Raw genomic sequence first — 19581 nt, 5'->3', positions numbered from 1 at the left:
GAGGAATCGACGATGGCGAAAAAGATGCCGGAAATCGGGGATTATAAATATGGTTTTCACGATAAAGACGTTTCCATATTCCGTTCAAAACGCGGTTTAACACGTGAGATTGTCGAAGAGATTTCCAAAATGAAGGGCGAGCCTCAGTGGATGCTGGACTTTCGTTTGAAATCATTAGAAATTTTCTATAGCAAGCCAATGCCTCAATGGGGCGGTGACTTAAATTCATTAAACTTTGATGAAATTACGTATTATGTTAAACCATCAGAGAAGTCTGAAAAGTCATGGGATGAAGTGCCAGATGAAATTAAAGCAACCTTTGATAAATTGGGCATTCCAGAGGCTGAGCAGAAATATCTTGCAGGGGTATCTGCACAGTATGAATCTGAAGTTGTTTACCACAATATGAAGGAAGATCTTGAAGCACTAGGAATCGTTTTTAAAGATACAGATTCCGCTTTAAGAGAAAACGAAGATCTGTTCCGCGAGCACTGGGCAAAAGTGATTCCGCCAACAGATAATAAGTTTGCTGCTCTAAACTCTGCTGTATGGTCAGGTGGTTCATTTATTTACGTACCGCCAGGTGTTAAGGTGGATACTCCATTACAGGCGTATTTCCGGATTAACTCCGAAAACATGGGGCAGTTTGAAAGAACGCTGATTATTGTCGATGAAGGCGCACATGTCCATTATGTTGAAGGATGTACTGCACCAGTTTATACAACAAACTCGCTGCATAGTGCCGTTGTAGAAATCATTATTAAAAAGGGTGCTTATTGCCGTTATACGACGATCCAGAACTGGGCAAACAACGTGTATAACTTGGTTACTAAGCGTGCTGTTTGTGAAGAAAATGCAACGATGGAATGGATTGACGGCAACATTGGTTCGAAATTGACCATGAAGTATCCTGCTGTTATTTTAAAGGGTGAAGGCGCACGCGGCATGACGTTATCGATTGCAATTGCCGGTAAAGGCCAGCATCAGGATGCAGGAGCTAAAATGCTTCACTTGGCACCGAATACTTCGTCAACAATTGTATCGAAGTCTATTTCTAAACATGGCGGTAAAGTTACCTACCGTGGTATCGTCCATTTTGGACGTAAGGCTGACGGAGCTCGTTCCAATATTGAATGTGATACGCTGATTATGGATAATCAATCAACATCTGATACAATTCCTTACAATGAAATCTTGAACGATAATATTTCTCTTGAGCATGAAGCGAAGGTATCGAAGGTATCAGAAGAGCAATTGTTCTATCTGATGAGCCGCGGTATTTCTGAGCAAGAAGCAACGGAGATGATCGTCATGGGCTTCATCGAGCCATTCACCAAAGAGCTTCCAATGGAATATGCCGTTGAGATGAACCGCTTGATCAAGTTCGAGATGGAAGGTTCTATCGGTTAATCATCATATAAAAATTTCCCGCTTGCTAATTTGGCAGGCGGGTTTTTTGCATGTTTCCACTCTCGGAGCCCGTCTGAACTAAAGAAGAGGAAGACCGGCCGCACAAGCTGAAATAGAAAAAACGGTAACTGTCTGCACCATTAGTTAGACAAAATCGTGGATTAAACGAATGCAATGTTATCGCGCTAAAAAAGGTTATGATATTATTAATAAATGGGAGGTGAACAGGGTGATTTACATTGGTTTAACTGGCTGGGGAGACCATGATAGTCTCTATCAAGGAAAAATGCCAGCCAGGGACAGGTTAAAAGAATATGCTGGGCATTTTCCCATCGTCGAAGTGGATACAGCCTTCTATGCCATTCAGCCAAAGCGCAATGCGTTAAAGTGGGTCCATGACACCCCTCCTGGCTTTCAATTTATTGTCAAAGCCTATCAAGGAATGACCGGCCATATGCGAGGAGAGATTCCCTTCGAATCAAAACGGGAAATGTTTCAGGCCTTTAAAGACTCTTTAGAACCCTACATAACAAACAATAAACTGGCCATGGTCCTGTTTCAATTCCCGCCCTGGTTTAATTGCAAACGGGAGAATGTGGAATATTTACGCTGGTGCAAACGTGAAATGGACGATATCCCTTGTGCGCTTGAGTTCCGGCATCAGTCATGGTTTACCTCTCCATTTCGCGAGAACACACTTGAATTTTTGAAAACTGAAAAATGGATTCACAGCATCTGTGATGAACCACAAGCAGGGGAGGGGTCCGTTCCAACTATTTTACAAACGACCCGTCCTGATAAAGTTCTGGTCAGATTTCATGGCCGCAATGTTCATGGCTGGCAAAGGCAGAAGCGCAGTACTGATGATTGGCGGGATGTACGCTATTTGTACAGGTACAATCAGCAGGAATTATTAGAATGGACCGAGTATGTTCAAACACTAGCGAAGCAATGTGAGCATATCTATTTGTTGTTCAATAATAATTCTGGCGGCGATGCAGCAGACAATGCCAAACAAATGATAGACCTCTTACATATAGAATATCAAGGATTGGCCCCGCGGCAGCTGGATTTATTTTAAATAGGCCAAAGGGCATTAAGGCACAAATATAGACCAGAAGGTGAAAGCATCAAATGGAATGGATTCTATTGGTATTAATAGGAATTGCCGGCAGCTCTGTCGGATCTTTGATTGGCATGGGGGGCGGAATCATTGTTGTTCCAGCCTTGCTTTATTTATCAACCCTCACATTATCGTTTAGCCACCTGACGCCACAGATCGTCGTCGGAACATCCCTGTTTACCATGATATTTACAGGCCTGTCTTCGACATTGGCCTACATGAAACACAAAACGATTGACTATAAAAGCGGATTGATTTTCCTAATCGGCAGCGGACCCGGAAGCATTCTTGGTGCCTGGGTAACAGAAAAATTAGACCTGGACTCATTTAGCATTTATTTTGGAGTATTTATTCTGTTTGTATCTTTTGTACTAATCATTAAAAATAAATTACGACCGATTCCTTATAAACAGGACAGAGGGATTCATCGCACGTTCACTGATAACAGCGGCAAGACCTTTGAATATGGGTTTAATCCAATTATTGGCATTGTAATTTCCTTAGTGGTAGGCTTCTTATCAGGGATATTTGGAATTGGCGGCGGCTCATTAATGGTGCCGACCATGATTTTATTGTTCTTTTTCCCGCCTCATGTGGCAACCGCTACATCCATGTTTATGATCCTGCCGACCTCCATCCTTAGTTCGATTACCCACATCGCTTTAGGAAATGTGAACTGGCTTTATGCATTGGCGTTAGTGCCAGGAGCGTGGATCGGAGCCAATGTGGGAGTGTGGTTAAATACTCGGTTAAAAAGCAAAACCATTGTTTTGCTGATCAGAACAATTTTAATTGTCGTAGGGGTACGGTTAATTTATCAAGGAATAATAGGGTAGGTTAAAATGGAAACCATTCACATTTATCATACAAATGATCTTCACAGCCATTTGGAGAACTGGCCGAGAATCCAACAGTTTTTAAAACAGAATACGCGCCGGCACAGGCAAAATGGGGAAGATGTGTTTATCTTCGACATTGGCGATTTTATTGACCGATGGCATCCCTATACCGAAGCGACCATGGGCAAAGGGAGCATTCACCTTTTGAATGACTGCCAGTATGATGCGGTCACCATCGGCAACAATGAAGGGGTGAACCTGCCTCATGATAATCTGAACCATCTATACGATGAGGCAGGCTTCGACGTCGTTACAGCTAATCTCTACCTAGAAAATGGCCAATATCCAGATTGGATCAGGCCCTATACGATTTATCGGACAAAGCGAGGGACCCGCATCGGTGTCCTCGGACTGACTGCCCCGTTTCCCCAGCTTTATCAATTGCTGGGCTGGAAGGTGACAGACCCGTTTTCCGAGCTTGAGAAATGGCTGAAGCCCTTAAAGAAAGAAACGGACATCATTATTTTATTATCCCATCTTGGCATTCGGGATGACGAACGGATCGCGGCGCAATTTCCGGAAATAGACGTGCTCCTCGGAGCACATACCCATCATGTTTTTGAAAAGGGAAAGATTATTCATCACACTTTGCTGGGAGCTGCAGGCAAATTTGGCTATTATGTCGGCGAAATGGCATTAAAGCTTAATGATGATAAAAAAATCGTCCAAAGACAGGCAGTAGTCTATAACGTTGAAGAACTTCCAGCCGTCCATGATGAACCGGAGCAGATAAATGGTTATTTTGAAAAAGGCAAAAGGCTGCTGGGCGAGAATATCACGTTTTTACCACAGCCATTGCCTGCTGATCCTTTCGCAGAAACAGAGCTGTCAAAGCTTCTGTGCCTAGCGGTAAAGGAATGGTGTCAAACAGACTGTGCGATGATTAATGCTGGGCTGTTGCTGGGACCATTATCGGGTTCTGTGACCGATTATGATTTGCTGGCTATTTGCCCGCATCCTATCAATCCTTGCGTAGTGGAACTGACTGGACGGGAATTGCTCGCAGTTTTCGAACAATCTAAAGATGTGAGCCTGCATCAGCAGCAAATTAAGGGGCTTGGTTTTAGAGGGAATGTGATTGGGAAATTCGTCTATGCGGGGCTGGAGGTAAGCGCTCAAAGGCTAAGATTGGATGGAAAAGCATTGGAACCAGACGCCTCATACACGTTAGCATTGCCAGATATGTTTACATTCGGGCATTTTTTTAAGGACGTGCTGGTCCATAAACAGAAGCAATACTTCCTGCCCGAGTTCCTAAGAGACATCTTAAAATGGAAGCTGCAGCAGCTATAGGTGCTTGAATTACACGCTTTCTTGACTCTTATCATAAAGTGATATTGAGGAAAGGGGTGTTGAGAAGTGATTAATCTTTCACCGGTCGAAATAGGCAGCCACACCTTCTTGGCTGTCACGGTTTTGCTGCCCAAAACCACTTTGCTTGCGGTGACAAGCGATAAAGGATATATCATGTGCGGCGCTTTGGACGTCGGGTTATTAAATGAAAAATTAAAGGATAGAAAAATAATAGCCGGGCGGGCAGTAGGAGTCAAAACAATTGAGCAGCTGTTAGATGCCCCTCTGGAGTCTGTTACAGCAGAAGCGGAAAAATGGGGGATTCATAAAGGGATGATTGGCCGTGATGCCATGCTGAAAATGATTTAACAGCCTGTTTGATCGCAGGCTTTTCCTATTGCTGTTTAGAAATTCATATGGATTTAACTTCAGTAAAAACGCTGTTGATGGCTAAGTCAACAGCGTTTTTTATGAAGTCTCACTCTACTTTTTCCGCAGACTCATTCTTTCTAACCGTTTCCATTTGGCCAAATGCGGATAAGGGTCAAAAGCCCACTCGGTAATTCCATTGTCCTTATACATCCCATAATGCAAATGCGGCGGGAATTTGCCGGAGGTTCCCGGCGGCCCGTACCCAGTGCTTCCGACTCCGCCAATCACCTTTCCTGGTTCAACAATTTGGCCAACATGAATGTCCTTAGCATAACCGCTTAAATGGCCGAAGTAATGATAAGTATTATTGATATCGCGAATGCCGATTCTCCAGCCCCCGAACCTATTCCATCCCTTCATTTCAATGATCCCATAACAGGTGGCCCTTACCGGAACACCATAGTCTGCAAAAATATCGGTTCCCTCATGTACTCTGCGCCCTCCCCAGCCTCGGGCATCACCCCAGGTGCTCCGATAGCTGTGATTGCTTCGAAGTGGAACGGGAAAGACCCTTTTCTCTAGATCCAATCGGCCGAAATGACGGTAAATCTTTGCTTTGCCAACAATGATGCTGACAGTTTTATCTCGGTGGTAATAGTTCCATAACCCAATTTTGATATTATCGGGATCCACCCCGTAGGAGAGAAGATAGTTTGCAAATGCATATAAGACATCTTCATCGTTTTTTAGGCTTGCTCTCCCATCGCCGTCCCCATCTACCCCAAATCCGTTAAAAAACTGAATGATGGCTGGATTTTCTTCTTGGGGGTTTGGATTGGTTAAACCTGCCCATTTTTCAGGAGGAAAATAGATCGCGATGGTGCTTTCCGGTTTTGGCAAATCTCGGCGGGTCTGGCGAATGCTGCGTTCGTATTGGTCAACAGCGGCCAAGTAATACCATGGAATTTGCGTGACGGTTTCCACTTTTTTATACAGTTTCATTCTTTCCGTATAGGGGTCTGCTCCCGGTTCATTGGCTGACACCATGCCAGTCCATTGCGAACTAACAAGCAGGAATGCTGCAATTATCAGAACAATCCGCACGGAAATTCTCCTTCCCATTTATTGTACGAACTTAGTTTATGGAATCTTGCATAATTCATTATCACTAATAATTGGTAATCGTAAGAAAAAAATCCAATGAGCTGATCCTGCTGGCAATGTGTTTGAATTTTTGATACCAGTCTAAGATGGTGTCCGTCCTATTTGCTTGAGGATGCATTTGCATTATGGTAAAGTGACAGGAGACACTCATTTGTTATACATAAGAGACGTAGCAAGGAGGGCAATCAAATGAGCAAAGATGAAGAAATATTGAGAAAACCGGACTGGTTAAAAATAAAGCTAAATACAAACGAATCGTATACAGGTTTAAAAAAACTAATGCGGGAGAAGAACCTGCATACGGTGTGTGAAGAAGCACGATGCCCAAACATTCATGAGTGCTGGGGACTAAGACGGACAGCTACCTTCATGATTTTGGGTGATGTATGTACACGTGCTTGCCGCTTCTGCGCCGTTAAAACGGGACTGCCAACTGAACTTGATTGGAAAGAGCCGGAACGTGTGGCGGATTCTGTTCAGATTATGAATTTAAAACACGTAGTTGTTACTGCTGTAGCACGTGATGACTTAAAGGATGGAGGCTCTGGTGTATTTGCTGAAACAGTACGGGCAATCCGCCGAAAAAATCCTTTTACCAGCATTGAAGTCCTGCCTTCCGATATGGGCGGCAAGGAAGAAAATTTACGAGTATTAATGGATGCTAAGCCGGATATTCTTAATCACAATATTGAGACAGTCCGCCGGTTAACACCGAGAGTCAGAGCCCGCGCCAAATATGATCGGTCACTTGAGTTCCTGCGCCGCGCTAAGGAGATGCAGCCAACGATTCCAACGAAATCCAGTCTCATGGTGGGTCTTGGAGAAACGAAAGAGGAAATTTTAGAGGTCATGGACGATTTAAGGGCCAACAACGTGGACATTATGACAATTGGCCAGTACTTACAGCCTACAAAGAGCCATCTTAAAGTCGTCAAGTATTACAGCCCTGAAGAATTTAATGAACTAAGGGAGATTGCTCTCAGCAAAGGATTTAGCCATTGCGAAGCAGGTCCGCTGGTCCGCTCTTCTTACCATGCTGATGAACAAGTTAATGCTGCCGCCAAGCATCGGCAAATGCTTGGAGAAGAAAACGTCCAACAAGCCTAAAATGAAAGCATTAAGGGGTCTGAGGCCACACCTAAAGGTGTGGGTCAGACCTCTTGCTTTTTGGATAATACTCGTTGTTATTGGTTATTTAAGTTTATTAGTGGTATTGTCATCTGCTGTACGTCCATTTGCGTCTTCGTTAGTGTCTACAGGGTTACCTTGCGGGCTTTTTAACATTCGTTTAATTAATAATGCCACTTGATCTTTTGCTTGGGCACTGCCAGAATCCAGATGAGCCAAATTTTCTAATTCTCGCATGAGTGTATCATCATCGTCAGATACATACACATGATAAAAGCGAGGTACAACAGACATGGCTGTCCTTTTGACTTGATCGGCTGTAAAATTGCGATCTTTCGTATCGGTATTGTAGACCACTAAAACTTCCTGGTCCGTTACCAGTGCTGCGGCATCATTGACATTTGCCATACTGGTGCTTAGCTTGCTGATGATATTGGCAACCTGTTCCCGGTCAAGGGCAGCATAATGGTCGTCCGCTTCATTATCATTCATAACCGGGCTTTTTTGATGCCGGACAAAACCATAATCCGTGCTTGGGTTGCGAAGATCCTGGGCGGCCCCTTCATTATAAAGTTCATGCCGTTTATTATTTACGTTAATGGTATTGCCGCTTTCTTCATATACATCCCGGCTGCCGCTGTCTTTCGAACAGCCCGACATAGCTGTAATGGCACATAATCCGAGGATTGTGAGTAATTTTTTCAATTTTATCGACCTCCTTTTTTTAGAATAGCCAATAGGTGTATTTTTTTACTTAGTAATTGATGGTGAATCGGTTATAATGGAATAAGATGGGCCCGCAAAATGAGGTGAAAACATGATTATTCTTAATAATACGTCATACGAATTAGTGCAGGACTTCAGGAACGCCTTTAACGAAGAGGCAATCAAAGCCAGATATAGTGATATATTATCCAGATACGATTATATTGTGGGTGATTGGGGTTATGGGCAGCTTCGATTAAAAGGATTCTTTGAGGATCAAAATCAAAAAGCAACCTTTGATACGAAAATTAGTACATTAAGTGAGTACCTATATGAATACTGTAATTTTGGCTGTGCTTATTTTGTATTGAAAAAAGCAAAAAAATAACGAAGGGTTCAATGGATGCCCTTCGTTATTTTTTTACATGGAATTTTTAAATCATTTCAAGTAAGAAGGACTTCAATTCCTCTGCTTCTTCTTCATTCATTTGAAATGCGTATTCTAAATAGCCTTCCTCTTCTAGATCATCAGGGCCAATAATGGCAAACCGATTTCCCTGCATATTTAACACAAGATATTTTCCGAAATGCCGGTCTGATTGGACAATGGCTAAATCATAGCGCTGATTATCTCCAACAAAACTGACAAATCTGGTTTTAGTATTTTCTGTATCATCATATAAGAAATAACGCTCGTTCACAGATTCCATTCTCCTTTATTTTCGATTTTGCCATATCTCTAATAGTATCAGATTAAGCCGGATGATGGGAGTATGGAAATTTCAATAAATTTCAAGAAAAACTTAGTGAGAAAGAATCCGAAAATTGTCAAATTATGCTACAATTAAAACACTAATACTGCTTAAGGGATGATTAAATGGCTCAGAAATATATACAAAAGGCAAAAAGCATGATGCAATGGAGCAAAGTATTTCTGCCTTTATCATCTTTACGCTTTTATCCGCCGCAATTTGTGGTGCGCAACCCAGTGGTGGAGGGGGTAGTGGCTGCATTTGAAGCTGGATATGAAGTGGCGGTCATTGTTTTCAATGTCCAGAATTTTAATGCCCTCGCGGAGCAGCTTGATCAAGCCCAATATCACCGTTTGTTGAAATCATTAAAACTGTCCTTCCAATCTGCTGTAATGAAAGAAATTGATCAGCGCCGCATCATTGCGTTACATGATTTTTACGGTGATGGCCTAACACTGTTTATAAAGGCAGATTCCGAACAATATTTAGTTTTTGAAATAGACAGGGTTAGGGAAAAATTGGTGCAAGCTATGGAAACCGCTTTAATCAAGCACTATCCTTCGGTCCGAATTCATTTTGAGACGGGTTATATGTTTGTAGAAAAACGTGTTGGCGCCATTCAGGATTCGGTTATGAAAGCCCATATGCAGGCCATTGCCATTGCGGAAAAGAGGCAGTCATCCAAATATAACAACATGATTCATACGATTCATAAAATTATCTCCCAAAGAAATATTAGATTAATGGCCCAGCCGATTATCGATGTGGCAACTAATGAAGTCCGCGCTTGGGAAATGCTGACCCGCGGCCCTAAAGGAACCTCATTGGAAAGTCCATTATCGCTCTTTACTGTTGCGAAACAAACTGGAACATTATATAAATTGGAGTTAATGGTCATTGAAAAAACCTTTGAGCAAATTCGGGCGACAAGGTGCAGGCAGGACATTTTTATCAATTGCACTCCCGTTACCCTGGCAAATATTCGCTTTACACGGGATATCCAAAAGTTAATGCAAAAATTCAGCACCATTTTACCGAAACAAATTACGATAGAAGTGACTGAAAATGATTCGATCGATGGATTAAAGAATTTTATTTATAATATAAAGAAACTGCGAATCATGGGATTTCGAATTGCCATAGATGATACAGGAGCAGGATATTCCAACTTGAATACGATTAGTGAAATTATGCCGGATGTTATTAAAATTGACCGCTCTCTTATCCAAAATATTGACAAAAATACGGTGAAAGAATCAATATTAAAGGGGTTAATGTTAGTGGCGAAAGAGGCGGGATCGTTAGTGGTAGCGGAAGGAATCGAAAGTGAAGCAGAAGCTTATGTCCTCTCGCGGAATCGAGTTGATTTGGCTCAAGGCTTTTTCTATTCTCCTCCGACCGTTTTAATGCCGGAAATTGCAACCTAGTAAATTCCTAAAGGAAGTGGCGTACATGTATTTCGTTGACCGCGATGAAATGGAAAACAAATTAACCTATCTAGAAAAACAAATCAATCTGTTTGAGGGGCAGTATGACTGGCTTGATGAGTTAAGCAAAGCAGCCTTGGAAAGAGTTGCACAAATGATGCTTGAGTCAGTATTAGATGTCGGAAACGCCATGATTGATGGCTTTATTATGCGCGATCCGGGAAGCTACGAGGATATTATTGAGATTTTAATCGATGAAAAGGTCATTACAGCTGAGACAGGAAGCGGATTAAAAGTACTCATCCCATTCCGCAAAAAGCTCGTTCAATTTTATACCGAAATTGACCATTTGGAGCTTCAAGAACAATTCGCACGGCAGCTGCCGGCATTAAAAGTCTTTCCTAAAAATGTCCGAGACTATTTGCAAAGCGAATTAGGACCTGTATCAGCCTTTAAAAATTAGATGAACCGGCCGTATATGTTACGGTCTTTTCTTTTTAACAAGAAGTATTTGGGTACTATATGTACATAATCGGAGGTAGGCAAATGAAAAAATATAAAGGCTATTTAATTGACTTAGACGGTACAATGTACCGGGGCACTGAACAAATTGAGGCAGCTTCAGATTTTGTGAAAAAATTGAAAGATAATGGAATTCCCTATTTGTTTGTAACCAATAATTCGTCCCGGACACCAGGACAGGTTGCAGAAAAACTTCGCCAATTTGATATTCCTGCCGACGAGAATTTAGTCTTTACTACTAGTCAGGCTACAGCTAATTATATTTATGAAAAAAAACCAAATGGCACGGTGTATGTCATAGGTGAAGAGGGTTTGCACACTGCTTTAAAAGAAAAAGGTTTTCAAGCAGCTGGAGAAACGGCTGACTTTGTTGTCATCGGGATTGACCGCGAAATCAGCTATGAAAAATTGGCAACTGCCTGCTTGGCTGTCCGCAATGGCGCCGTTTTCATCTCAACGAATGGCGATATTGCGTTACCCACTGAAAGAGGCTTGCTGCCTGGAAATGGCGCTCTAACCTCAGTCATTTCCGTTTCCACGCAAACAAAGCCAGTGTTTATTGGAAAGCCTGAAGCGATCATTATGGAACAGGCATTAAAGGTATTGGGGACGCCAAAAGAAGAAACGTTAATGGTCGGCGACAATTATGATACAGACATAATGGCTGGCATGAATGCTGGAGTCGATACCTTGCTGGTCCATACGGGAGTTACCACCAGAGACATGCTGTCAGGATATAAGCAGCAGCCTGCCTATTCAGTTGATTCACTCGACCAATGGGAGCTGTAACAAGGGATGGAAAAATTCCATCCCTTCTTTTAGTCATCCTTATTTACCCCCTCAGCTCTATGTGCCAGCCGGCTGGAGGCGGCAGCCGCAATGGCTCCGACGATATCATCTAAGAACGTGTGGCATTCACCTGTGGATTTATCATTTAAACGGGCTAATATTCCAGGCTTCTGTTTATCTATATAGCCATAATTGGTAAAACCGATCGAGCCGTATACATTTACAATCGAGAATGCTAATATTTCATCTACCCCATAGAGACTTTCATCGGTGGCAATAATCGTTTGCAGCGGTTCTTCCAGCATTTTCTTTTCTCCAAGCATATCGAGCTGAATGCCAGTAATAATGGCGTTTTGAACTTCACGTTTGGAAAGTACCCGTTCCACGTTTTGAATGCAGTCTTCCATTTGTAAGTTTTCATGATATTTTTCTTGCAGGTAAAATACTAACTCGGCGATGTCTTGAATCGTAACTCCTCTTTGATTTAGCCATTTTCTGGCGGTCTCTTCCACAATGTCCATATTTTTCTCTGCCATCTTATCACCTGTTTCTTCAATTTTCACTATATATATACTGGATTTCCATAATATATGCAATTTTACCATATACAGCCAAACAAAACCAACCCGAAAACAAGTTTCTTGGTGTAGGTACATATACTTGATGTAAATAAACATGTAAGAGGTGGTGAAGGGATGTTTCAAAATATGCTGGAGCAGCTATATGGGATACAAGCAGAAGGGGAACCGATCGAAGTCAATCGTTACCCTGCCCTTAAAGGAAATGGCTGGATTTATTTAATTGCCAATCCCGGCAGAAGAGAGGCTGCAGACATTCAAGAATTAGCCCAGATTGCGGAGCATTTATATCAATTAGGGGATCAAGGTGTCCCGATTTTCTTGCCTGACAAAAATGGAAACTGGATGGCTGAATGGGAACAAAAGCAATATTGTGTCCTTGCCAGCCAGCAAACGGAAGAAAATCGGAAACGCCCGAGGTTAGGCAGAAAGCTCGCCAAATTTCATGAACGGGGCAGAAGGGTGCCGTTCCAGATTCAGCGGATTAGCCGGGTCGGACAATGGAAACGCCTATGGGAACAGCGGCTGGAGCAGATGGAGAAAGTCTGGAATGGATTGCTGTTCCAAACACCTGAAGATGATTTTGAAAGAATGTTTATCGAATCGTTCCCCTATTATATGGGATTAACGGAGAATGCCATTCAATACTTGGTGGATACCGAGCTTGATGATGATCCTTTAGAAATAGACAGCGGGACTGTCTGCCATGAACGATTTACCCAAAATACGTGGGCCTCTTCTTCTGGGAGCTACTCAATTAAATTTCCGTTCGATTGGGTATTTGATCATCGGAGCCGTGATTTGGCAGAGTGGACAAGGGCGAGGTATTTGCACAATATTCAAACCTATGACATGGATGTCAGGCTTTTTTTCGAACAATATCAAAGTGCCGCCCCGTTGTCTTCGTTCACATGGCGGTTATTATACTCAAGGTTAATTTTTCCGCTTCATTATTTTGAGTGTGTGGAAGGCTATTATATTACTCAATCCGAGCAGGAGAAGAAGGTACTGGAGGAACGAATGGGGAAAATCCTCAAGCAATCTTCTGAATATGAACGGTTTTTAGCCCAATTTTTCCAGTTAACAGGTGCACCAGTCAAAATGCTGAACCTGCCGCAGCTTGAATGGCTGTATCATTAAATGGGCACTTTTTAAAAATATTATGGCGTGGTCAGTTAATAAACAAAAAAGCGATTGCTAAAAGTGGCAATCGCTTGAACCTTATCATATTAAAAAACTTGCTCTACTTCCATTACGCCAGGAACTTCTTCTAAAAGAGCTCTTTCAATGCCGGCTTTAAGTGTAATCGTCGAGCTTGGGCAGGAACCGCATGCGCCAAGCAAACGCAGTTTTACAATACCGTCCTCCACATCAACTAATTCACAATCTCCACCGTCGCGAAGAAGAAATGGGCGTAATTTATCCAGTACATCTTGAACTTGTTCAAACATCTCTTTATCTTCCAAACTAATCGACTCCTTTCCTAATTATATTATAATGGTATTTACATTAAAAATCTATTCCTAGAAACGGAGGAATGCCAAAGGAAGGACAATTTTTTCATGGGTGATTCAGCAGAAATAGTGGGGCAAATGGGAGCTTGGCATTTGGCATCATTTGAACCATATTGATAAAATGAAAGAAAAATGATAGGAATGGTTGAATGGAAAGTAAACCGGTTGAAATCGTTCTTTATGGCGCTGAACAACTATGCCCGAGCTGTGTAAACCTTCCGTCCTCAAAAGAAACATTTGAGTGGCTGGAAGCAGCCGTTGCCAGAAAGTTTCCCGGCCAGGCCGTCAAAATGACTTACGTGGATATCTATCAGCCGGCAGGTGAGAGAGAGAAGATAGATTTTGCCCAAAAAGTGATTGATGAGGAGATGTTTTATCCTGTTGTTGTCATTGGGGGGAAAATTGTTGGAGAAGGAAATCCACGGCTAAAAACCATATTTGGCGAACTAGAAAAACATGGATACAAAGCAGAGTAATTGGAAAAAGCAGCTGGCACAGCTGGAGCCAGCCGCTTTAGATTCAGCTGTTGCATTGCCTGTCTGGAGACTGGGCCATTTGTTTGGAGCAGGCTGAATATTTTGCGGAAAGGTGAAACAATGATCCAGATAATCATCGAATTTTGTGTCAGCAATTTGGCAAATGGGGCACAGCGGGCATTTGAAAAATTAAAAAAGGATCCTAACTTGGATGTTATTGAATATGGCTGTCTCAGTAACTGTGGCAAATGTGCACGATGTCTGTATGCACTGGTCGATGGCAAGGCTGTAATGGGGGGCACACCAGATGAATTGGTGGATCACATTTATCAGTACCTGGAGAAAAATTCTGTTTATGAAAAGCGGGACTAGTACGGTTCGTTATGATAGATTGTTCATATAATAGAATGGAGCTTAAAAAGTTGAGTCATTTCCAGTCTGTGTATATACTATAGATAAAACCTCAATACAAAGGAGGGAGTACCATATGAATAATAATGTCATTATCTTGACTGAAGCAGCTTCATTACAAATTAAAGATATGATGAAGCATAATGAAGAAGAAGGAGCCTTTTTGCGTGTAGGGGTAAAAGGCGGCGGCTGTTCCGGCTTATCCTACGGCATGGGTTTCGACCACGAGGTCAAGGAAGACGATTTACAATCTGAGCAGTATGGCATAAAAGTTCTTGTTGATAAGGAAAGTGCCCCTATTTTACAAGGGACAAAGATTGATTATAAGCAATCCATGATGGGCGGGGGCTTCACCATTGACAATCCCAATGCCATCGCTTCCTGCGGCTGCGGGTCATCATTCCGTACCGCAATAGCAGCGGGAACACCAGAAGAATGCTAATAATAAAGAGGCGCTCAAATGCGCCTCTTTTATTTATCAAACATAGAAGAACTGTGTAATGGCTGAATTCGTGCTTTTGGATCCATAAATGCCTTAGCGTTGTTTACTGCAGTAGGCGCTTCACCGAAACCGCAGGCGATTAATTTAACTTTGCCATCATAGGTGCAAATATCACCAGCAGCGTAGATTCCAGGAATGTTGGTCTCCATTTTGGAGTTAACGACGATGGCATTCTTTTCAATCGTTAGGCCCCATTCCTTAATTGGACCCAAAGAGGAAACAAAGCCGTAATTGCAAATAACCGCATCGACATCAAGGGTTTCCGTCGTTTCCCCATTAACGCTCTTTAGGACAACTTGGCTAATTCCAGTGTCATCCCCATTTAAATGTGCTGGAACATATGGAGTTTTGACATCGACCTTTGAATGAATTAAATTCTCCACACTGTGTTCGTGGGCGCGGAACTTATCCCGTCTATGAACAATCGTTACCTTTTCAGCAATGGGCTCAAGCATTAATGCCCAGTCAACGGCTGAGTCTCCGCCGCCAAATACTACTACTTTTTGCCCGGCAAACTGATTTAAATCTTCAATGAAGTAATAAAGATTTTTTTTCTCATACTGTGCTGCGTCTTCGAGCTCCAAGCGGCGGGGCTGGAATGCGCCATTTCCGGCTGTAATAATGACGGTTTTCGAATAATGCGCTTCCTTATCGGTCGTAAGTTTGAATGTGCCATCCTCCTGTTTTTCCAATTTTTCCACGGATTGCTCCAGGACGACGGTTGGTTCAAATTTAGCCATTTGTTCTTTTAGGTTATTTACTAATTCCTGTGCCCGAATTTTAGGAAATCCGGCCACATCATAAATGTATTTTTCTGGATATAGTGCGGACAATTGGCCGCCCAATTGGGGCAGGCTTTCAATTATTTTCACGGACGCTTGTCTCATACCTCCATAAAAGGCAGTAAAGAGACCGACAGGACCTCCACCGATGATCGTTATGTCAAAAACTTTTTGATCTTCTTGCACTCCGATATCCCCCTAACTAGTAGTAACAACTCCACACATTATCATATCATAAATTAATTATTTACTCACATTTTTCTAAAAACCCATACTAATTAAACTTTTATTGATAATATATCCATACTGCAAATAAATTAAAATTTGGGAAAAGGAATTTGAAGAAAATTACTTGATATTCCGCACCAACTGGCATATCATGTAATGTGGATATATTGTTAACATTGTGTGACAAAATAGGTACATTATTATGACAATTTAAAAATGTATTCAATTTCTAGCCAATGCTCAGAAATACTCCTTTCTTATATTCTTGTTCGTGAATTTTATCACATACTTTTTATTATTAAGAATAATAGCAGCACAAGAAGTGCGCAAATTAGTAAGGAGTAAAAAATATACTTAAAAGGTGGAAGTGATCACTTTGAAAAAGCCAAAGATTGTAATTCTCGGTGCCGGATACGGCGGGCTAATGACAACTGTACGCTTGCAAAAGCAAGTTGGAGTAAATGAAGCTGATATTGTATTGGTAAATAAAAATGACTATCATTATGAAACCACTTGGCTCCATGAAGCTTCAGCTGGTACTCTTCATCATGACAGGGTCCGCTATGATATCCGTGATGTGATTGATCGAAGCAAAGTTGATTTTATTCAAGACACGGTAGTGGAAATTAAAAAAGATGAGAAAAAGGTCATTTTGGAAAATGGTGAAGTGGACTATGACTATCTAGTCATTTCACTTGGCGGCGAGCCTGAAACTTTTGGTATTCAAGGCTTAAAAGAATATGCTTTTGGTATCACCAATGTAAATTCATCACGCCAATTGCGTGAGCATATTGAATATCAATTTGCTACCTATAATATGGAAGCAGAGAAAAATGATACCCGGTTAACCATTGTAGTCGGTGGTGCCGGCTTTACCGGAATTGAGTTTCTTGGGGAGTTAACTAACCGTATTCCTGAGCTATGCCGTGAATACGACATCGATCCTCATAAAGTAAAAATCGTTTGCGTAGAGGCTGCGCCAACAGTTCTGCCAGGATTTGATCCGGAATTGGTGAAATATGCCGTGTCTCAATTAGAGCGTAAAGGGGTAGAATTCTTAATCGGTACAGCCATTAAGGAATGCACGCCAGAGGGAATCTTCGTTGCAAAAGGTGATGAAGAGCCATACGAAATTAAAGCAGGAACGGTCGTATGGGCAGCAGGTGTCCGCGGTAATGCCATTATTGAAAAATCAGGATTTGAAGCGATGCGAGGCCGGGTGAAGGTAACTCCAGAACTTCGCGTTCCAGGTTACGAGGATGTATTTGTTATTGGTGATAGTTCTCTTGTCATTAATGAAGAGATTAACCGTCCATATCCTCCAACTGCACAAATTTCTATGCAGCAAGGTGAGAATGTGGCAAAGAATTTAGCCAAATTGATCCGCAACAATCAAGATCTGGAGCCGTTCGAATTTGATAACAAAGGTACCGTTTGCTCGCTTGGTGAAAATGATGCAATTGGCGTCGTTTTCGGCAAAAAATTAACAGGTGCCAAAGCTTCCTTTATGAAAAAGGTAATTGATAACCGCTCTTTATTCATGATTGGCGGCACAGGACTCCTTCTGAAAAAAGGAAAATTTAAAGTATTTTAATCTGTGGAAAGAACAGGGAAACCTGTTCTTTTCTGTTTTATAAACCTGTTTATGAAAAATATTTCGGACTTTTCTTTTTTGAGCATTTATGATATATTATCAGAAAATTAAGATAATAAAAGGAGGAAGAGTAAGATGACAGTGAAGGCTGTGGAGACAAAACCGTGTGAATATTGTTTGGGTGCTGGCTATTTCCAATTACTGCTGGGGGGATCGGAAACTTGTTCCTCCTGTGAAGGGACTGGCAAGAAAAAGGATGAATGAAAAAATCCTCTTTCTCTCATCACCAATCTGAAAATACCTGCCTGTTTTTGTTGACTCCCTTTTTGACATTCAGTACACTAAAAGTTGATGCAAAGGGGGAATTTCCATGCAACAAATGAATATAGTTGTCTTAATTATATCGATTGTACTATTTTTTGTGTTATTTTTTGGAATCGCTTTTATTCTGAATATGCTGCTTCGTATGTCATGGATCATGGCGTTCATTTATCCGATCGTGGCGATTTTCATTGTAGACAAGGTACGGTTTGTTGAGTACTTTACGAACAGTGGACATTCATTTCAGGAGTTGGGAGAGCGGCTGGGTTCTCTAGCTACAGCAGATATTCTCATCCTCATGAGCGGACTGGCGGGGGCCATTGCGGCCGGTTTTACTATAAAGCAATTACGAAAAAGTGGATATCAAATGTTTTAGGCCGTCCCAATGGGATTGGTCTATTTTTATAAATTTCCACCTCCTTCCTGAATAATTCCTTTTTTCTTGGGAATGAATATTTTGGGAGGAGTGAAATTTTTAATGAAAAAAATGAAAAATGGGATAAAACGATTTACTATGACCTGCCTTTTCTTAATGGCATTCTTCGTTACATTCCAAGCGATATCAGGCGTTGATGCCCATACATTGATCACAAAGATGGCCAACGGTTTGTCTCACAGCAGCGCCGTTTCCAGTTCATCATCATCATTGGAAGATGCTTTTGATTGGTCTAAATATCCAAAACAGACAGTAACCGCTACCGGTTATACGGCCGGAGTGGAATCGACAGGAAAACAGCAAGGCCACCCGGAATATGGAATAACCTATTCAGGGGTTAAAGTAAAGCGGGATTTATTTTCGACCATTGCAGCGGATTTATCGGTTTTCCCGATTGGAACAATTTTATTTATTCCCGACTATGGATATGGCGTGGTAGCCGATAAAGGGGGAGCCATTAAAGGAAATCGGTTGGATCTCTATTACGAAACAGTAGAAGATGTTTATCAGAAATGGGGCAAAAGGACAGTTGATGTTTATATTGTCCAAAAAGGGACGGGTAAATTAACGGAGGAAGAACTGCAAGCCTTAAACGAAGATAAATCGCTGCAGGTTTTTAGACAGCAATATATTCACTCGGAAAATCGATAAACAGGCCGATCCAGCCTGTTTTTTTGCTCGTTAAATGACAAAACCTTCCTCTATTCCATAAAATATAGGTAAGACTGAAAGGAAAAAGGGAGGAGAACATGGCGGACTACCCAATTGAGTACTATGAGTTTTTTGTCAGTTTTAATGAGGGGGATTATTATACATGCCATGACCTGCTCGAAGAGATGTGGATGACGGAAAAGGATAATTTGTTTTTAAAGGGACTATTGCAAATGAGTGTGGCGATTTACCATTATGAGTATGGCAATGTTAAAGGCGCAAGAGCGATGATGAGAACGGCTTACGAGTATTTGCAAGCCTACCGTCCCAGGTTTTGGGGGCTCGACTTGGAGAAGGTGTATCCATTCATTGAACAGGCATTAGCCGTTTTTCCGCAAAAGATTGATCGTGTTTCGTTTGAAAAAGTGGATCAATTGCCTAAGCTGCCTCAGCTGTTCTTGTACTTAGAGGATGATTAGAAAGTCGAAATAAATATTTTTTTCA

At 41.8% G+C, this 19581-nt stretch carries 25 protein-coding genes; 19 read left to right on the top strand and 6 right to left on the bottom strand.

All coding sequences use genetic code 11. The features are described from left to right. Nucleotides 1–12 precede the first annotated feature (12 nt). From sufB to NFS43_RS04780, 5 genes are all read left to right on the top strand, one after another. A complete protein-coding gene (gene sufB, locus NFS43_RS04800) occupies nucleotides 13–1410 on the top strand; it encodes a Fe-S cluster assembly protein SufB (RefSeq protein WP_251550005.1) in 1398 nt (465 codons plus the stop codon). Nucleotides 1411–1639: 229 nt separating this feature from the next. Then, nucleotides 1640–2491 (top strand): DUF72 domain-containing protein, encoded by an 852-nt coding sequence (locus NFS43_RS04795; RefSeq protein ID WP_251550002.1) that lies wholly within the window; start codon nucleotides 1640–1642, stop codon nucleotides 2489–2491. Between the two features lie 53 nt (nucleotides 2492–2544). Beyond that, entirely contained in the window at nucleotides 2545–3369 is an 825-nt protein-coding gene (locus NFS43_RS04790) for a sulfite exporter TauE/SafE family protein (protein WP_251550000.1), read from the top strand. A gap of 6 nt (nucleotides 3370–3375) precedes the next feature. Continuing rightward, a complete protein-coding gene (locus NFS43_RS04785) occupies nucleotides 3376–4725 on the top strand; it encodes a bifunctional metallophosphatase/5'-nucleotidase (protein ID WP_251549998.1) in 1350 nt (449 codons plus the stop codon). A gap of 66 nt (nucleotides 4726–4791) precedes the next feature. Next, complete coding sequence (locus NFS43_RS04780; protein WP_251549996.1) at nucleotides 4792–5094, top strand: YunC family protein; 303 nt, start codon at nucleotides 4792–4794, stop codon at nucleotides 5092–5094. A 114-nt stretch (nucleotides 5095–5208) separates the two neighbouring features. Here NFS43_RS04780 and NFS43_RS04775 read toward each other — a convergent pair whose 3' ends face one another. Beyond that, a complete protein-coding gene (locus NFS43_RS04775; protein WP_251550139.1) occupies nucleotides 5209–6144 on the bottom strand; it encodes a M23 family metallopeptidase in 936 nt (311 codons plus the stop codon). A 273-nt stretch (nucleotides 6145–6417) separates the two neighbouring features. On the opposite strand from NFS43_RS04775, the gene lipA reads away from it, so the two are divergent. Beyond that, nucleotides 6418–7368: a lipoyl synthase gene (gene lipA, locus NFS43_RS04770; RefSeq protein WP_277613901.1), complete on the top strand. Its 951-nt coding sequence runs from the start codon at nucleotides 6418–6420 to the stop codon at nucleotides 7366–7368. 84 nt (nucleotides 7369–7452) lie between these two features. Here the strand turns inward: lipA and NFS43_RS04765 are convergent, their stop codons facing one another. Then, nucleotides 7453–8094, bottom strand: a complete 642-nt coding sequence (locus tag NFS43_RS04765; protein ID WP_251549992.1) for a YhcN/YlaJ family sporulation lipoprotein — start codon at nucleotides 8092–8094, stop codon at nucleotides 7453–7455. Between the two features lie 112 nt (nucleotides 8095–8206). Between NFS43_RS04765 and NFS43_RS04760 the strand changes: the two genes are divergently transcribed. Next, nucleotides 8207–8482: a YutD family protein gene (locus NFS43_RS04760; RefSeq protein WP_251549990.1), complete on the top strand. Its 276-nt coding sequence runs from the start codon at nucleotides 8207–8209 to the stop codon at nucleotides 8480–8482. A gap of 46 nt (nucleotides 8483–8528) precedes the next feature. Here NFS43_RS04760 and NFS43_RS04755 read toward each other — a convergent pair whose 3' ends face one another. Continuing rightward, the gene (locus NFS43_RS04755) at nucleotides 8529–8795 is read right to left on the bottom strand and encodes a DUF3055 domain-containing protein (RefSeq protein WP_251549988.1); all 267 of its coding nucleotides are present in this window, start codon (nucleotides 8793–8795) and stop codon (nucleotides 8529–8531) included. A 176-nt stretch (nucleotides 8796–8971) separates the two neighbouring features. On the opposite strand from NFS43_RS04755, the gene NFS43_RS04750 reads away from it, so the two are divergent. The 3 genes from NFS43_RS04750 to NFS43_RS04740 all read left to right on the top strand — a co-directional run bounded on the left by NFS43_RS04750 (nucleotide 8972) and on the right by NFS43_RS04740 (nucleotide 11584). Next, nucleotides 8972–10273, top strand: coding sequence for an EAL domain-containing protein (locus NFS43_RS04750; protein ID WP_251549986.1), 1302 nt, complete (start codon nucleotides 8972–8974; stop codon nucleotides 10271–10273). Nucleotides 10274–10298: 25 nt separating this feature from the next. After that, entirely contained in the window at nucleotides 10299–10736 is a 438-nt protein-coding gene (locus tag NFS43_RS04745; protein WP_251550137.1) for a DUF86 domain-containing protein, read from the top strand. An 83-nt stretch (nucleotides 10737–10819) separates the two neighbouring features. Next, entirely contained in the window at nucleotides 10820–11584 is a 765-nt protein-coding gene (locus NFS43_RS04740) for a TIGR01457 family HAD-type hydrolase (RefSeq protein WP_251549984.1), read from the top strand. 29 nt (nucleotides 11585–11613) lie between these two features. Here the strand turns inward: NFS43_RS04740 and NFS43_RS04735 are convergent, their stop codons facing one another. Next, on the bottom strand, nucleotides 11614–12120 hold the full coding sequence (locus NFS43_RS04735; protein ID WP_251550135.1) for a phosphatidylglycerophosphatase A family protein: 507 nt from the start codon (nucleotides 12118–12120) through the stop codon (nucleotides 11614–11616). A gap of 159 nt (nucleotides 12121–12279) precedes the next feature. Here NFS43_RS04735 and yutH point away from each other — a divergent pair, with 159 nt between their 5' ends. Further along, nucleotides 12280–13302 (top strand): spore coat putative kinase YutH, encoded by a 1023-nt coding sequence (gene yutH / locus NFS43_RS04730; protein ID WP_251549983.1) that lies wholly within the window; start codon nucleotides 12280–12282, stop codon nucleotides 13300–13302. A gap of 89 nt (nucleotides 13303–13391) precedes the next feature. Here the strand turns inward: yutH and NFS43_RS04725 are convergent, their stop codons facing one another. After that, entirely contained in the window at nucleotides 13392–13613 is a 222-nt protein-coding gene (locus tag NFS43_RS04725; RefSeq protein ID WP_420910295.1) for a NifU family protein, read from the bottom strand. A 212-nt stretch (nucleotides 13614–13825) separates the two neighbouring features. Here NFS43_RS04725 and NFS43_RS04720 point away from each other — a divergent pair, with 212 nt between their 5' ends. The 3 genes from NFS43_RS04720 (at nucleotide 13826) to NFS43_RS04710 (ending at nucleotide 15005) form a co-directional block, all read left to right on the top strand. Next, nucleotides 13826–14152, top strand: coding sequence for a YuzD family protein (locus NFS43_RS04720; protein ID WP_251549978.1), 327 nt, complete (start codon nucleotides 13826–13828; stop codon nucleotides 14150–14152). Nucleotides 14153–14272: 120 nt separating this feature from the next. Next, entirely contained in the window at nucleotides 14273–14524 is a 252-nt protein-coding gene (locus tag NFS43_RS04715) for a YuzB family protein (RefSeq protein WP_251549976.1), read from the top strand. Between the two features lie 115 nt (nucleotides 14525–14639). After that, a complete protein-coding gene (locus NFS43_RS04710; RefSeq protein ID WP_251549975.1) occupies nucleotides 14640–15005 on the top strand; it encodes a HesB/IscA family protein in 366 nt (121 codons plus the stop codon). A 29-nt stretch (nucleotides 15006–15034) separates the two neighbouring features. On the opposite strand, the gene NFS43_RS04705 is transcribed toward NFS43_RS04710, so the two are convergent. Further along, nucleotides 15035–16033 (bottom strand): NAD(P)/FAD-dependent oxidoreductase, encoded by a 999-nt coding sequence (locus NFS43_RS04705; protein ID WP_251549973.1) that lies wholly within the window; start codon nucleotides 16031–16033, stop codon nucleotides 15035–15037. 418 nt (nucleotides 16034–16451) lie between these two features. Between NFS43_RS04705 and NFS43_RS04700 the strand changes: the two genes are divergently transcribed. From NFS43_RS04700 to NFS43_RS04680, 5 genes are all read left to right on the top strand, one after another. Further along, the gene (locus NFS43_RS04700; RefSeq protein ID WP_420910290.1) at nucleotides 16452–17669 is read left to right on the top strand and encodes an NAD(P)/FAD-dependent oxidoreductase; all 1218 of its coding nucleotides are present in this window, start codon (nucleotides 16452–16454) and stop codon (nucleotides 17667–17669) included. Between the two features lie 135 nt (nucleotides 17670–17804). Beyond that, nucleotides 17805–17933: a YuiA family protein gene (locus NFS43_RS04695; RefSeq protein WP_251549968.1), complete on the top strand. Its 129-nt coding sequence runs from the start codon at nucleotides 17805–17807 to the stop codon at nucleotides 17931–17933. Nucleotides 17934–18039: 106 nt separating this feature from the next. After that, nucleotides 18040–18366: a YuiB family protein gene (locus tag NFS43_RS04690; protein ID WP_251549966.1), complete on the top strand. Its 327-nt coding sequence runs from the start codon at nucleotides 18040–18042 to the stop codon at nucleotides 18364–18366. A gap of 102 nt (nucleotides 18367–18468) precedes the next feature. Further along, entirely contained in the window at nucleotides 18469–19077 is a 609-nt protein-coding gene (locus NFS43_RS04685; RefSeq protein WP_251549964.1) for a 3D domain-containing protein, read from the top strand. A 98-nt stretch (nucleotides 19078–19175) separates the two neighbouring features. Next, entirely contained in the window at nucleotides 19176–19556 is a 381-nt protein-coding gene (locus NFS43_RS04680) for a DUF309 domain-containing protein (protein ID WP_251549962.1), read from the top strand. Nucleotides 19557–19581 lie beyond the last annotated feature (25 nt).

The organism is Neobacillus muris (assembly GCF_943193175.1).
GTDB lineage: Bacteria > Bacillota > Bacilli > Bacillales > Cytobacillaceae > Neobacillus > Neobacillus muris.
Note: the sequence above shows the minus strand (reverse complement) of the source record. Positions and strands in the feature narration are given on the sequence as shown.